Raw genomic sequence first — 13115 nt, forward strand, 5'->3', positions numbered from 1 at the left:
CTGGCTTCCCACGGTGTTAACTCACTCGTAATCCCTCGAAAACAAGAGCCAGGAGGCGCTGCATGCCCCCCGGGCCGGGCAGGTGCCCGCCCGCCCAGGATGCCGCGTGCAGCAACAGAAGGAGCTCGTCCGTCGTGACGTCCCGGCGCAGTTCGCCGGCCCGCTTCGCGCGTTCCACCAGGTGGGAACCGGCCTCGCGCATCGCGTGGCACGACGCGTACAACCGGGACGATTCGTCGTTGAGCGCGTCGGCGGTCAGCTCCACCAGGCCCCGGAACGTGCCGGTGGCGTCACCCAGCTCGGCGAGCCAGGTCTGCAGCGCGGTCAGCGGCTCCGGGTCGGTGAGCAGCTCGCGCGCCCGCTCGGCACGGGCGTCGAACCGGGCGCGCAGCAGCGTCTCGAGCAGGGCGTCGCGCGTCGGGAAGTGCCGGTAGAGCGTGCCGATGCCGACCCCGGCGCGGCGCGCGATGTCTTCCAGCGACGCCTCGACGCCGTGCTCGGCGAAGGCGCGCTGCGCCTCTTCGAGGAGGCGCTCGTAGTTGCGGCGGGCGTCCGCGCGCATCGGCTTGACTTCGGTCATCGCCCTTCCGACCCTACCGGGTAGCCAATCGGAGGCAGCCTCCGTATATTAAGCGGAGGCAGCCTCACATTACTGGAGGGAACGAGGATGACCCTGGTCGAAGACACGCGGGCCCGGCTCGGCGCGATCGGTGCCTGGCTGCCGAGCGCGCCCCTGCAACCACCGCCGGACGTCGAACGCGCGGCGACCCGGCGGCTCGCCGAAGCCGGCTACGGCTCGGTGTGGAGCGGCGAGGGACCCGGCACCCGCGAAGTGTTCGCCCACTTCGGCGACCTCCTGGCCACGGTGCCGGACGTCGTGCTCGGCACCGGCATCGCGAACACCTGGCTGCGGCGCGGAACGACGGCGTACAAGGGCGGGGCGACGCTCGCCCAGACCCACCCCGGCCGGTTCGTGCTCGGCGTCGGCGTCGGGCACGCCGTCCAGGCGGCGAAGCTCGGCGAGGACTACCGGCCGCTCGACCGGATGCGGGACTACCTGTCCGAAATGGACACTGCGGCGGCCGAAAGCCCCTCGCCGGTGGTGTTTCCGCGCGTGCTGGCCGCGGTCGGGCCGAAGATGCTGGAACTGTCGCGCGAGAGCGCGGACGGCGCGCACCCGTTCGCCCAGCCCGTCTCGCACACGCCGTACGCGCGGGAAATCCTCGGGCCGGACAAGCTGCTGATCCCCCAGCAGACCGTGCTGCTCGGCAGCCGCGAGGACGCCCGCGAGAGCGTGCGGCGCCGGGTGGCGCAGTCGCGCGAGTACTCCGTCACCGTCTACCTCGCGGGCTGGAAACGGCTCGGCTACACCGAAGCCGACATCGCCGGGCCGAGCGACCGGTTCGTCGACGACCTCGTCGTGTGGGGCGACGCGGCGACGATCGCGAAACGCCTCGGCGAACTCCTCGACGCGGGAGCCGACCACGTGCTGCTGACGCCGTCGGCGGCGACGTTCGAGTCCACTGTGGACGCCCTGCTCGAGCTGGCGCCGGCGGTGCTCCGATGAGCGTGGGAATCTGGCGGTTCTTCGACGGCGCCCCGGTCACCGAGCTGCGCGAAACGGCCGCCGAGGTGGAGGAACTCGGCTTCGCCGCCATCTGGTTCGGCGAGTTCGGCGGCCGGGAGGCGTTCACCCAGGCGGCGCTGCTGCTCGCGGCGACGTCGAAGCTGACCGTCGCCACCGGGGTCGCGCGGTTCGACCAGCGGTCGCCGCTCGCGGCCGAAGGCGCCATCCGGGCACTGGGCGAGGCTTACCCTGGCCGGTTCATCGCCGGGCTGGGCGGGCATCGGCCGGGCGCGCGGCCGCTGACGGCGTTGCGCGAGTACCTCGACGGCATGGACGCGGCCGAGCTGCCGGGCCTGCCGCAGCCGTCACCCCGCCCACGGCGGGTGCTCGCGGCGCTGGGACCGAAAATGCTGGGCCTCGCGGCCGAACGCGCCGACGGTGCCCACCCGTACTTCGTCCCGCCGGAGCACACGGCGCTGGCGCGCGAGCGGCTCGGCCCGGGCAAGTACCTCGCCGTCGAGCAGGCGGTGGTGCTCGACCCGGCCGCCCGGGACGCGGCCCGGGAGCACGTGGACCTCTACGTCCGGCAGGCCCCGCACCACCAGGCGAACCTGCGCCGGCTCGGCTTCACCGACGACGACCTCGCCGACGGCGGCAGCGACCGCCTGGTCGACGCCGTCGTCGCCACCGGCGAGCAGGCGGCCGACCGGATCCGGGCCCACCTCGACGCGGGCGCCGACCACGTCTGCGTCCAGGTCCTGGCCCGCACGGAGAAGTCCTACCGCAGACTGGCCGATCTCCTCCCCTGACCGGGGTAGGCTGGCGGGGCGCGGCAGGGGCCGCGTCCCGTCCGCGGAAAGGGCCGAGCCCACCCCCGCAGCACCGCACCACCAGCTACGCACCTTCTTTCCTGCCCGGTGCCGGCGGACCACGGGCGACGAGGAAAGGAGGCACGACCGTGCCCGGTGGACTCAACCTCGAACAACTCCGCAAGCGCGCGAAAGAACTCGCGCGCGCCGAAGGCGTCAAGCTCTCCGAAGCGCAGTTCCGGATCGCCCGGGCCCACGGTTTCCCGAGCTGGCCGAAACTGCAGGCGTACGTCCGGCGCGTCACCGGGCCCGGCGAAGCCCCGCAGCACCCGTACCACCAGGACGTCGGGTACTACGCCGAGCGCGCGCTCGGCCTGCTCGCTTCGGCCGAGGACGAAACGCCCGGCGCGCGCGAACCGTTCGACCGTTGGCAGCAGCCCCTCACCCGCGACGGCGCCCGCGCGGTCGTGGCGCGCGAACACGGATTCGGTTCCTGGAAAGCACTCCGCGCGCACGTCAAGTCCCTTGTGGACAGTGGCGAGCCGTTCGCCCGCGCGTACCGGGCGGTCGAAGCGAGGGACCTCGACGGCCTCGGGAAACTCCTAGTGGAGTTCCCCTGGCTCGTCACCACCCGCGGCACCAACGGCAACGACCTGCTCGGCATGGCCGGCGCGACGGGCGACGAACGGCTCAGCCAGCTCCTGCTCGACCACGGCGCCGACCCGGCGCGCGGCAACGTCCACGGCTGGACGCCCCTGCACCAGGCCGCCTACAGCAACCTGCCGCACCTGCTCGACCTTTTGCTCGAGCGCGGCGCCCCGGTCGACGTCCCGGCGCGCGGGGACGGCGGCACTCCCCTGGTCGTCGCCCTGTTCTGGGGACACCGCGAGGCCGCCGAGACGCTCGCGAAGCACAGCCGGGCGCCGGGCAACCTGCGTGTCGCGGCCGGGCTCGGCGACACGGCCTTCATCGACGAACTCCTGAAGTCCGGCGACCCCGGCGCACACCGCGGTTTTTACCGTCCCCACAGCGGTTTTCCGGCCTGGCAGCCGACGGACGACCCCGCCGAAGTCACGAACGAAGCCCTTTCCTGGGCCGCCCGCAACGACCGCGTCGAAGCACTGCGGCTCCTGGTCGCGCGGGGCGCCGACGTGAACGCCGACGTCTACCGCGGCACGGCGCTGGCGTGGGCGGCGGCGCAGGGCCGGCTCGCCGCCGTCCGGGCGCTCCTGGATCTCGGCGCCGACGTGAACCACGCGGGCACGTTCGGCGGCCCGCGCCACGGCGAGGGCGTCACCGCCCTGCACCTCGCCGCGCAGTCCGGGCACCTCGACGTCATCCGCGTCCTCGTCGAAACCGGCGCGGACGTCGGTGCCCGGGACGCGATCTTCCACGGCACGCCCGAGACGTGGGCGGAGGTGTGCGGGCAGCCGGCGGCACGAGAGCTGCTCCGGTAGACAACCGGAGTCTGTAGTCCGTATCGTTCGAGACGGACTACAGACTCCGTTTTGCCCACTGGGAGGACCCATGACCACACCTCGCGACGTCTTCACCGCGTTGTCCGACGGCATCAGCGAAGGACGCTTCGCCGACCTCTCCGCGCTCTACGCCGAAGACACCGTCGTCGAGCACCCGCAGGCCGTGCCGCGGCCGACGCGCCTCACCGGCCGGGCCGCCGTCCACGAGCGGTTCACCGGCGTGCTCGCCGGCGCGCTGCGGCTCACGCGCAGGAACGTCGTCGTCCACGAGACGACCGACCCCGAGGTCATCGTCGCCGAATACGACTACGACGCCGAGTCGGTCGAGACCGGCAAGACCACGCAGACGGCCAACATCCAGGTGCTGCGCGTCCGCGACGGCTTGATCGTCCACTCGCGCGACTACCACGACTACCTGCGCCTCGCCGCGATCCGTGACGGCGTCGGCCAGCTGGCGAAGGCGTACGAGCAGGCACCGCCGCGCGAGTTGCCGCCGATCGGTCCACGGACGTCGAGCGACCCGGAGAGCCGGCGCGGGGTGTTCGAGCGGCTCGTCTACGGCGTCTCGGACAAGCGCGGCGAGGAGCTGGCGGAGCTGTATGCCGAGGAAACGCATGTGACGCACCCGTTCCAGCCGGGCTCGGCCGTGGTGCGAACGCGCGAGGAGCTGCGGGCGCACTTCAAGCAGGCCGCTGCGATGGGCGTCGACCTCGAAGCGACCGACCTGGTCACCTACGAGGGCGTCGACCCCGAGGTGCTGATCGCCGAGTTCGCCTACCAGGGCGAGTACGGCGGCCGCCCGGTCCGGATCGCCAACATCTTCGCCATGCGGATCCGCGACGGCCTGGTCGTCGAGTCCCGCGACTACGGCGACCACCTCGGCATCGCCGGCGATCTCGGCCGGATCCCCGAGCTGGCCGCAAAGCTCTAGGCCTCCGCGAGGTCCTCGGGCAGGTCGAACTCGCCGTCGCGGACGCCCTTGACGAACGCGTCCCACTCCGACGGCGTGAAGACGAGGATGACGCCGTCCGGCTTCGCCGACTGCCGCATGGCGGTGTAGGTGACGCCGTCGGTGTGCTCGATGAAGGCGTACTCGACGCAGTCGTCGAGGGTGACGCCCTCCGGCTCGGCCCGGATCCACTCCGCCTTCGTGAAGTCGAGGTGGTGCCGGATGTGCGCCTTGTCGTCGACCGGCTGCTCACTCATGTCGCAAGCGTAGCGAAACGACCACCGAACGCACCGAAGGGGACGCCCGGTGCGGGCGTCCCCTTCGGATTTACCGGAAAAGCGTCAGGCGGTCTCGGTGATCGGCCGGTCCACCCACGACATCAGGTCGCGCAGCTTCTTGCCGGTCGCCTCGATCGGGTGCTGGTTGCCCTGCTCCTCGAGCTTGGTGAAGTTCGGCCGGCCGGCCTCGTCCTCGGCGACCCACTCGCGGGCGAACGTGCCGTCCTGGATCTCGCCGAGGATCTTCTTCATCTCTTCCTTGACCGCCGGCGAGATGACGCGCGGGCCGCGGGTCAGGTCGCCGTACTCGGCGGTGTCGGAGATCGAGTAGCGCTGGCGCGCGATGCCGCCCTCGTACATGAGGTCGACGATCAGCTTCAGCTCGTGCAGCACCTCGAAGTAGGCGATCTCCGGGGCGTAGCCGGCCTCGGTGAGCACCTCGAAACCGGTCTGCACCAGCGCGGACGCGCCACCGCAGAGCACGGCCTGCTCGCCGAAGAGGTCGGTCTCGGTCTCCTCGGTGAACGTCGTCTTGATGACGCCGGCGCGGGCGCCACCGATGGCGGCCGCGTAGGAGAGGGCGAGCGCCTGGGCGTTGCCGGAGGCGTCCTGCTCCACGGCGATGAGCGCCGGGACGCCCTTGCCGTCGACGAACTGGCGGCGGACCAGGTGGCCCGGGCCCTTCGGGGCGACCATGGCGACGTCGACGTTGGCCGGCGGCTTGATCAGGTCGTAGCGGATGTTGAAGCCGTGCCCGAAGAAGAGGGCGTCGCCGTCCTTGAGGTTGGGGGCGATGTCCTGCTCGTAGATGAAGCGCTGCTTGGTGTCCGGCGCCAGGATCATGATCAGGTCGGCCTCGGCCGACGCCTCGGCCGGGGTGAGCACGCGCAGGCCCTGCTCCTCGGCCTTCGCCCGCGACTTGGACCCCTCGGGCAGGCCGATGCGGACGTCGACGCCGGAGTCGCGCAGGCTCAGCGAGTGGGCGTGGCCCTGGCTGCCGTAGCCGATGACAGCGACCTTGCGCCCCTGGATGATCGAGAGGTCGGCGTCGTCGTCGTAGAAGATTTCCACTGCCATGGGGGTACTGCTTCCTTTCCTGACTTACAAAGTTTCTAGCGGGGCGAGGTTGCGGTGATCGAACGGGCGCCGCGCCCGACCGCGACCATGCCGGACTGGACCAGCTCGCGGATGCCATAGGGCTCCAGCATCCGCAGCAGGGCACCGATCTTGTCCGACGTCCCGGTCGCCTCGACGGTGAGCGCCTCCGGGGACACGTCCACCACCTTCGCACGGAAGAGCTGGACGGTTTCGAGGACCTGGCTGCGCACGGTGTTGTCGGCGCGAACCTTCACCAGCAGCAGTTCACGCTGCACGGCGGTCGACTGCTCCAGCTCGACGATCTTGATCACGTTGACCAGCTTGTTGAGCTGCTTCGTCACCTGTTCGAGCGGTAGCTCTTCCACGGCGACCACGATCGTCATGCGGGACACCTCGGGGTTTTCCGTGGGCCCGACGGCGAGGGACTCGATGTTGAACCCGCGGCGGGAGAACAGGCCCGAGACGCGCGCGAGCACACCCGGCTTGTTCTCGACCAGCACACTCAGCGTGTGGACGCTCATCTCAGCGCTCACCTTCCCCGGCGGCTTCCGCGGCGGCCTCGGTCGTCTCGACCGAAACCTCGTCGTCGTCGAACAGCGGCCGGATGCCCCGGACCGCCATGATCTCGTCGTTGCCGGTGCCCGCGGCGACCATCGGCCACACCTGGGCATCCTTCCCCACGACGAAGTCGATCACGACGGGGCGGTCGTTGATCTCCATCGCGCGGCGGATGGTGGCGTCGACGTCTTCCTTCGTCTCGCACCGCAGGCCGGCGCAGCCCAGCGCCTCGGCCAGCAGGACGAAGTCCGGGATGCGGTGCTTGTGCGTGCCGAGGTCGGTGTTGGAGTACCGCTCCGAGTAGAAGAGGTTCTGCCACTGCCGGACCATGCCCAGGTTGCCGTTGTTGATGACGGCGACCTTGATCGGCGCGCCCTCGATGGCGCAGGTGGCCAGCTCCTGGTTGGTCATCTGGAAGCAGCCGTCGCCGTCGATCGCCCAGACCTGCTTGTCCGGGACGCCGAACTGCGCGCCCATCGCAGCCGGCACGGCGAAGCCCATGGTGCCGAGACCACCGGAGTTGATCCAGGTGCGCGGGTTCTCGTACTTGACGAACTGCGCGGCCCACATCTGGTGCTGGCCGACACCGGCGGCGTAGACGGCGTCCGGGCCGACGAGCTCGCCGATCCGCTCGATGACGTACTGCGGCGACAGCGATCCGTCGTCGGGCCACTCGTAGCCGGCCGGGTAGGTCTTGCGCCAGTCGTCCAGCAGCGTCCACCAGTCGGCGAGGTCGGGCTTGCCGCCGTGCTCGAACTCCGTGGTGACGGCGGCGATCAGCTCGCCGATGATCTCCTTGCAGTCGCCCACGATCGGCACGTCGGCCTTGCGGTTCTTGGAGATCTCGGCCGGGTCGATGTCGGCGTGCACGATCGCGGCGTCCGGCGCGAACGACGACAGCTGGCCGGTGACCCGGTCGTCGAACCGGGCGCCGAGCGCGACCAGCAGGTCGGCGCGCTGCATCGACGCGACCGCGGCGACCGAGCCATGCATGCCCGGCATGCCGAGGTGCTGCGGGTGCGAGTCGGGGAACGCGCCGCGCGCCATCAGCGTCGTGACGACCGGGATGCCGGTCAGCTCGGCGAGCTGCTTCAGCTGCTCGTGCGCTTCCGCCTTGATGACGCCGCCGCCGACGTACAGCACCGGGCGGCGCGACTTCGCGATGAGCTTCGCGGCTTCGCGGACCTGCTTGCCGTGCGGGCGCAGCGTGGGGCGGTAGCCCGGCAGCCGCAGCTCCGTCGGCCAGGAGAACGAGGTCATCTCCTGCAGCACGTCCTTGGGGATGTCCACCAGGACCGGGCCCGGCCGGCCCGTGGCCGCCAGGTGGAACGCCTCGGCGATCGTCCGCGGGATGTCCGCGGGGTCGGTGACGAGGAAGTTGTGCTTGGTGATCGGCATGGTGATGCCGCAGATGTCGGCTTCCTGGAACGCGTCGGTGCCGATCAGCGAGCGGGACTGCTGCCCGGTGATGGCGACGACCGGGACGGAGTCCATGTTCGCGTCGGCCAGCGGCGTGACCAGGTTGGTCGCGCCCGGGCCGGACGTCGCCATGCAGACGCCGACCTTGCCGGTCGCCTGCGCGTAACCGGTGGCGGCGTGGCCCGCGCCCTGCTCGTGGCGGACCAGGACGTGGCGGACCTTCGTCGAGTCCAGCAGCGGGTCGTAGGCGGGCAGGATGGTGCCGCCCGGAATGCCGAAGACCACCTCGGCGCCGACCGCCTCGAGCGAGCGCACGAGGGACTGCGCGCCGGTGACGCGCACCGGGGTTCCCGCCGGTGGCGCCGGCTTCGGACGTGCTCCGGGCGTTCCGGGCGTCGGCCCGGGTTTCGCGTCGCTGCGCGACGTGGCACTGGTCATCGGTTCTGCCTCGTGGGTCTCGGTGTCACTCGTTCGGGTCTTTTTTGAGCTCTATCGGTGCGGTGGGGCGGGGAATCTCTTCCCTAGGGCAACAAAAAACCCTCGCCGACCGTAAGGTCGCACGAGGGTTCGCGCGTCGACGCAGCGGAAAGTCTTCCCTAAGCGTCGACGCGCTTGGGAAGTACGAGGCCGGTCAGCGGTGTCACGACGCTGACGCTAGTCCGAAGGTCTCTCGGGTGTCAACTCTGCGGGATGACGTGTCCGCATCGTGGACGTGGGTCACACCCGCGCGACCCGGGTCCGGGCCGGTCCGCGCCGCGGTGCACCATTTCGGGGTGGCCGAAAAAGAGCAGGACGAAGGCCGGAAGGCCGTCTTCCGCATCCCCCGCACGTCGTTCATGGCGATCGCCCTCCTGACGATCTGCGTGACGCCGGTCGCGCTCGGGGACATCCCGTACTTGCAGTGGCTCTACATCTTCCCGATCGCGCTGGCGGTGTTCGTGATCCGGACGCGCACGATCGCGACCCGCGAAGGGCTGGCGACCCGCACGATGTTCGGCCACCGCGACGTCCCGTGGTCGGCGCTGAAGGGCCTGGCGATCACCAAGAAGTCGCGGGTGCAGGCGGTGCTGCAGGACGACACGAAGGTGCCGCTGCCCACCGTGCGGACCCGGCACCTGCCGGTGCTTTCGCTGGTCAGCGAAGGTCTCGTCGCCGACCCGAGCGGCCTTTTGGACGCCGAGGACATCAAGCCCGGCGAACCGAAGGCCTCGCCCGCGGAGTAAATTGGTTCTACCAGTTTCGCCGGCGACCCTTTGACCTGGGAGTTCCTGTGCCGCCTCTCCGTTCCCGGACCACCACCCACGGCCGCAACGCGGCGGGCGCGCGCTCGCTCTGGCGCGCCACGGGCATGACCGACAGCGACTTCGGCAAGCCGATCGTCGCGATCGCCAACTCCTACACGCAGTTCGTGCCCGGCCACGTGCACCTGAAGGACCTCGGCGAGATCGTCGCGGACGCGGTCAAGGAAGCGGGCGGCGTCGCGCGCGAGTTCCACACCATCGCCGTCGACGACGGCATCGCCATGGGCCACTCCGGCATGCTCTACTCGCTGCCCTCGCGCGAGATCATCGCCGACTCGGTCGAGTACATGGTCAACGCGCACCAGGCCGACGCGCTGGTGTGCATCTCCAACTGCGACAAGATCACCCCGGGCATGCTCAACGCGGCGATGCGGCTCAACATCCCGGTGGTGTTCGTGTCGGGCGGCCCGATGGAGGCCGGCAAGGCGGTCGTCGTCGGCGGCGTCGCGCAGGCCCCGACCGACCTGATCACCGCGATCGCGGCCTCGGCGAGCACCGAGGTCGACGAGGACGGGCTGGCGGTCGTCGAGCGTTCCGCGTGCCCGACGTGCGGGTCGTGCTCCGGCATGTTCACCGCGAACTCGATGAACTGCCTGACCGAGGCGCTGGGTCTTTCGCTGCCGGGCAACGGCTCGACGCTGGCGACGCACTCGGCGCGTCGCGCGCTGTTCGAGGAGGCCGGCCGCACGGTCGTCGAGCTGTGCCGCCGCTGGTACGAAAACGACGACGACTCGGTCCTGCCGCGCTCGATCGCGTCGAAGGCGGCGTTCGAGAACGCGATGGCCCTCGACATGGCGATGGGCGGCTCGACGAACACGGTGCTGCACATCCTCGCCGCCGCGCAGGAGGGCGAGGTCGACTTCACGATCGCCGACATCGACGCGATCGGCCGCCGCGTGCCGTGCCTGTCGAAGGTGGCGCCGAACTCGGACTACCACATGGAGGACGTCCACCGGGCGGGCGGAATCCCGGCGATCCTGGGCGAGCTGTACCGCGGCGGCCTGCTGAACACCGACGTCTGGTCGGTGCACTCGCGCGACCTCGATTCCTGGCTTTCGACCTGGGACATCCGCGCTGCTTCGCCTTCTCCCGAGGCTTTGGAGCTGTTCCACGCGGCGCCGGGCGGGGTCCGCACGACGCAGGCGTTCTCGACGTCGAACCGCTGGTCCTCGCTGGACACGGACGCGGCGGGCGGCTGCATCCGCGACGTCGAGCACGCGTACACGAAGGACGGCGGCCTGGCGATCCTCCGCGGCAACCTGGCGGAGAACGGCGCGGTGATCAAGGCCGCGGGCATCGACGAGGACCTGTGGCACTTCGAGGGCCCGGCGCGGGTGCTGGAGAGCCAGGAGGAGGCGGTGTCGGCGATCCTCAAGAAGGAGATCCAGCCGGGCGAGGTGCTGGTGATCCGCTACGAGGGTCCCGCGGGCGGCCCGGGCATGCAGGAAATGCTGCACCCGACGGCGTTCCTCAAGGGCTCGGGCCTCGGCAAGAAGTGCGCCCTGATCACCGACGGCCGCTTTTCGGGCGGCTCCTCGGGCATTTCGGTGGGCCACATCTCCCCGGAGGCAGCGGCGGGCGGCTTGATCGGCCTGGTGGAGAACGGCGACCGGATCCTGCTGGACGTCCACGAGCGCCGGCTCGAGCTGCTGGTGGACGCGGAGGTGCTGGCGGAGCGCCGGTCGAAGATGGAGGCGTCGGAGCGGCCGTGGCAGCCGAAGGAGCGCCAGCGCCCGGTGACGGCGGCGCTGCGCGCGTACGCCCGGATGGCGACGTCGGCGGACACGGGCGCGGTCCGCGACGTGAACAAGTAGGTCTCATTCTCCCGCGAAGGCCGCCCCGCTCCCGGGGCGGCCTTCGGCGTTCCACCACCCCGGTCGGTCCCCGGCCTTCCGCCCCAGCCGCGAGGGGGACCCCCGACTTCAACGCTACCGACAGCCACCGACAGTTCCGGGCGCCCGCAGCGGAGTTGTCCACAACCCCGGTCCCCACGGCCGAGTTGTCCCCAACCCGCGAGGGGGACCCCCGGTTTCAAAGCTACGGGCGACCACCGACAATTCCCGGCCCCCGCATCGGAGTCATCCACAACCCCGGCCGCGACGCCCGGGTTGTCCCCAGCCCTACCGGGTCAAAACGATGACCACCACGGCCGCCGCGGCGGCCAGCAGCAGCGAAACCAATCCCAGCGGCAACGGCCGCTTCCGCCACGGCGTGTTCCGCTCCAGCGAAATCGGCCCGGCCCCGGTGAACAGCAGGCTCAGCGCCGTCAGCCCCAGCAGCAGCTCGAGCTCGAAGCCCTGCCCCTGCCCCTCGAAGAACCCGCCGTGGACCTTCGCGTACACCGCGTTCGCCGCGACGCCGAGCAGCCCCGCCGCGGCCAGCGGGGTGAACAGCCCGACGACCACCAGCACCCCGCCGCCCAGCTCGACGATCCCGGTGATCCACGACAGCAGCGTCGTCTGCTTGTGGTACCCGAACGTCTCCAGCATCCGCGCGAACCCGCCGATGCCCGGCCCGCCGAACAGGCCGAACAGGTGCTGCAGGCCGTGCGCGCCCATGGTCGCGCCGAGCGCCACGCGCAGGATCAGCAGGCCGAGGCCCAGTCCGCCCTGGCGTGGGGTGTCGTCGGCGCCGTCGTCCTCGACGCCCGACAGGAGGCTGGTGGGCTGCTGCGAATAGTCGTCTCCACTGCTCACGCGCGAAGGGTAGGGGATCGGCGGCGGCCTGGCGAGCTCAGTACTCGCCGTGGACCAGGTTGTCCGGCAGCTCTCCCCCGGCGTACCGCGCGATCTCGGCCGCCGCGACGGCGTACGACCGCCCCCGCACCCCACGCACCGCCCCGCCGACGTGCGGCGTCAGCAGCAGTCCCGGCGCGGTCCACAGCGGGTGCCCGGGAGGCGGCGGCTCCGGGTCGGTGACGTCGAGCGCGGCGCGCAACCGTCCCGTGGTCAGTTCGGCGACCAGGGCGTCGGTGACGACGACGGCGCCGCGGGCCACGTTGACCAGAACCGCGCCATCACGCATTTCGGCGAGGAACGCCGCGTCGACCATCCCCCGCGTCCGCGAGGTCAGCGGCACCATCAGTACGACGACGTCGTGCAGCCCGAGCAGTGACGGCAGCTCCTTCACGCCGTGCACGCCTTCCCGCGCGGTCATCGCGACCATCGTGCACCGCGCGTCGAACGGCTCGAGCCGGCGCCGCAGGTGCTGCCCGAGGTCGCCGGCGCCGATGACGAGCACGCGCTTGCCCTGCAGGGTGTCGGTGCTCTGCCGGTCCCACCGGCCCTCGCGGTGCGCCGCGGCGAAGACGTCCAGCTTCCGGTAGATCGACAGCAGCGCCGCGACGACCCACTCGGCGGTGCTCCCGCCGTGCGCGCCCCGGCACGTCGAGAGCAGGACGCCGTCGGGCACCTTGCCGACCCAGTCTTCGGCGCCGGCGGACAGCAGCTGGATCAGCTTCAGGTTCGGCAGCGTGCGCCACAGTTCCTCGCCCGGCGGGTGCTTGCCCGGGATCAGCACCTCGGCCTTCGCGGCTTCCGGGGGCACCGGTTCGCCCCACTGGTGGCGCACGGGCAGGACCCGCGGCACCTCGGCGAGCACGGACATGCCCTCGTCGTCGGGGACCAGCACGGTCAGCGTCATGATCCCCAACGTAATC

The 13115-nt window shown here is 71.0% G+C and carries 13 protein-coding genes; 6 read left to right on the forward strand and 7 right to left on the reverse strand.

The features are described from left to right. Window positions 1-16 precede the first annotated feature (16 nt). Window positions 17-580 carry a helix-turn-helix domain-containing protein gene (locus AB0J40_RS26410; RefSeq protein WP_364457473.1) on the reverse strand — a complete coding sequence of 188 codons (564 nt, stop codon included), beginning with the start codon at window positions 578-580 and terminating at the stop codon, window positions 17-19. Window positions 581-667: 87 nt separating this feature from the next. Here AB0J40_RS26410 and AB0J40_RS26415 point away from each other — a divergent pair, with 87 nt between their 5' ends. From AB0J40_RS26415 to AB0J40_RS26430, 4 genes are all read left to right on the forward strand, one after another. After that, window positions 668-1567: a TIGR03620 family F420-dependent LLM class oxidoreductase gene (locus tag AB0J40_RS26415; protein WP_364457475.1), complete on the forward strand. Its 900-nt coding sequence runs from the start codon at window positions 668-670 to the stop codon at window positions 1565-1567. After that, window positions 1564-2376, forward strand: a complete 813-nt coding sequence (locus AB0J40_RS26420) for a TIGR03620 family F420-dependent LLM class oxidoreductase (RefSeq protein WP_364457477.1) — start codon at window positions 1564-1566, stop codon at window positions 2374-2376. The genes AB0J40_RS26415 and AB0J40_RS26420 overlap by 4 nt, the downstream gene beginning before the upstream one ends. A gap of 149 nt (window positions 2377-2525) precedes the next feature. Beyond that, on the forward strand, window positions 2526-3833 hold the full coding sequence (locus AB0J40_RS26425; protein ID WP_364457479.1) for an ankyrin repeat domain-containing protein: 1308 nt from the start codon (window positions 2526-2528) through the stop codon (window positions 3831-3833). A gap of 70 nt (window positions 3834-3903) precedes the next feature. Continuing rightward, window positions 3904-4785 (forward strand): nuclear transport factor 2 family protein, encoded by an 882-nt coding sequence (locus AB0J40_RS26430; protein ID WP_364457481.1) that lies wholly within the window; start codon window positions 3904-3906, stop codon window positions 4783-4785. On the opposite strand, the gene AB0J40_RS26435 is transcribed toward AB0J40_RS26430, so the two are convergent. The 4 genes from AB0J40_RS26435 to AB0J40_RS26450 form a co-directional block, all read right to left on the reverse strand. Then, on the reverse strand, window positions 4782-5060 hold the full coding sequence (locus AB0J40_RS26435; RefSeq protein WP_086670329.1) for a DUF397 domain-containing protein: 279 nt from the start codon (window positions 5058-5060) through the stop codon (window positions 4782-4784). The two genes, AB0J40_RS26430 and AB0J40_RS26435, sit on opposite strands and share 4 nt — an antisense overlap. Window positions 5061-5144: 84 nt before the next feature. Continuing rightward, entirely contained in the window at window positions 5145-6158 is a 1014-nt protein-coding gene (ilvC, locus tag AB0J40_RS26440; protein WP_191309919.1) for a ketol-acid reductoisomerase, read from the reverse strand. 35 nt (window positions 6159-6193) lie between these two features. Further along, a complete protein-coding gene (gene ilvN / locus AB0J40_RS26445) occupies window positions 6194-6700 on the reverse strand; it encodes an acetolactate synthase small subunit (RefSeq protein ID WP_003080760.1) in 507 nt (168 codons plus the stop codon). 1 nt (window position 6701) lies between these two features. Then, on the reverse strand, window positions 6702-8594 hold the full coding sequence (locus AB0J40_RS26450) for an acetolactate synthase large subunit (RefSeq protein WP_364457483.1): 1893 nt from the start codon (window positions 8592-8594) through the stop codon (window positions 6702-6704). 335 nt (window positions 8595-8929) lie between these two features. On the opposite strand from AB0J40_RS26450, the gene AB0J40_RS26455 reads away from it, so the two are divergent. Both AB0J40_RS26455 and ilvD read left to right on the forward strand, forming a co-directional pair. Next, a complete protein-coding gene (locus tag AB0J40_RS26455; RefSeq protein WP_364457485.1) occupies window positions 8930-9379 on the forward strand; it encodes a PH domain-containing protein in 450 nt (149 codons plus the stop codon). Between the two features lie 47 nt (window positions 9380-9426). Further along, a complete protein-coding gene (ilvD, locus tag AB0J40_RS26460; RefSeq protein WP_364457487.1) occupies window positions 9427-11271 on the forward strand; it encodes a dihydroxy-acid dehydratase in 1845 nt (614 codons plus the stop codon). A 306-nt stretch (window positions 11272-11577) separates the two neighbouring features. Here ilvD and AB0J40_RS26465 read toward each other — a convergent pair whose 3' ends face one another. Together AB0J40_RS26465 and AB0J40_RS26470 are read right to left on the reverse strand one after the other, a co-directional pair. After that, on the reverse strand, window positions 11578-12153 hold the full coding sequence (locus AB0J40_RS26465) for a DoxX family membrane protein (protein WP_364457489.1): 576 nt from the start codon (window positions 12151-12153) through the stop codon (window positions 11578-11580). A 37-nt stretch (window positions 12154-12190) separates the two neighbouring features. Beyond that, window positions 12191-13099, reverse strand: coding sequence for an NAD(P)-dependent oxidoreductase (locus AB0J40_RS26470; RefSeq protein ID WP_364457491.1), 909 nt, complete (start codon window positions 13097-13099; stop codon window positions 12191-12193). Window positions 13100-13115 lie beyond the last annotated feature (16 nt).

Origin of the sequence: Amycolatopsis sp. NPDC049691, assembly GCF_040675005.1 — a bacterium.
Lineage (GTDB): Bacteria > Actinomycetota > Actinomycetes > Mycobacteriales > Pseudonocardiaceae > Amycolatopsis.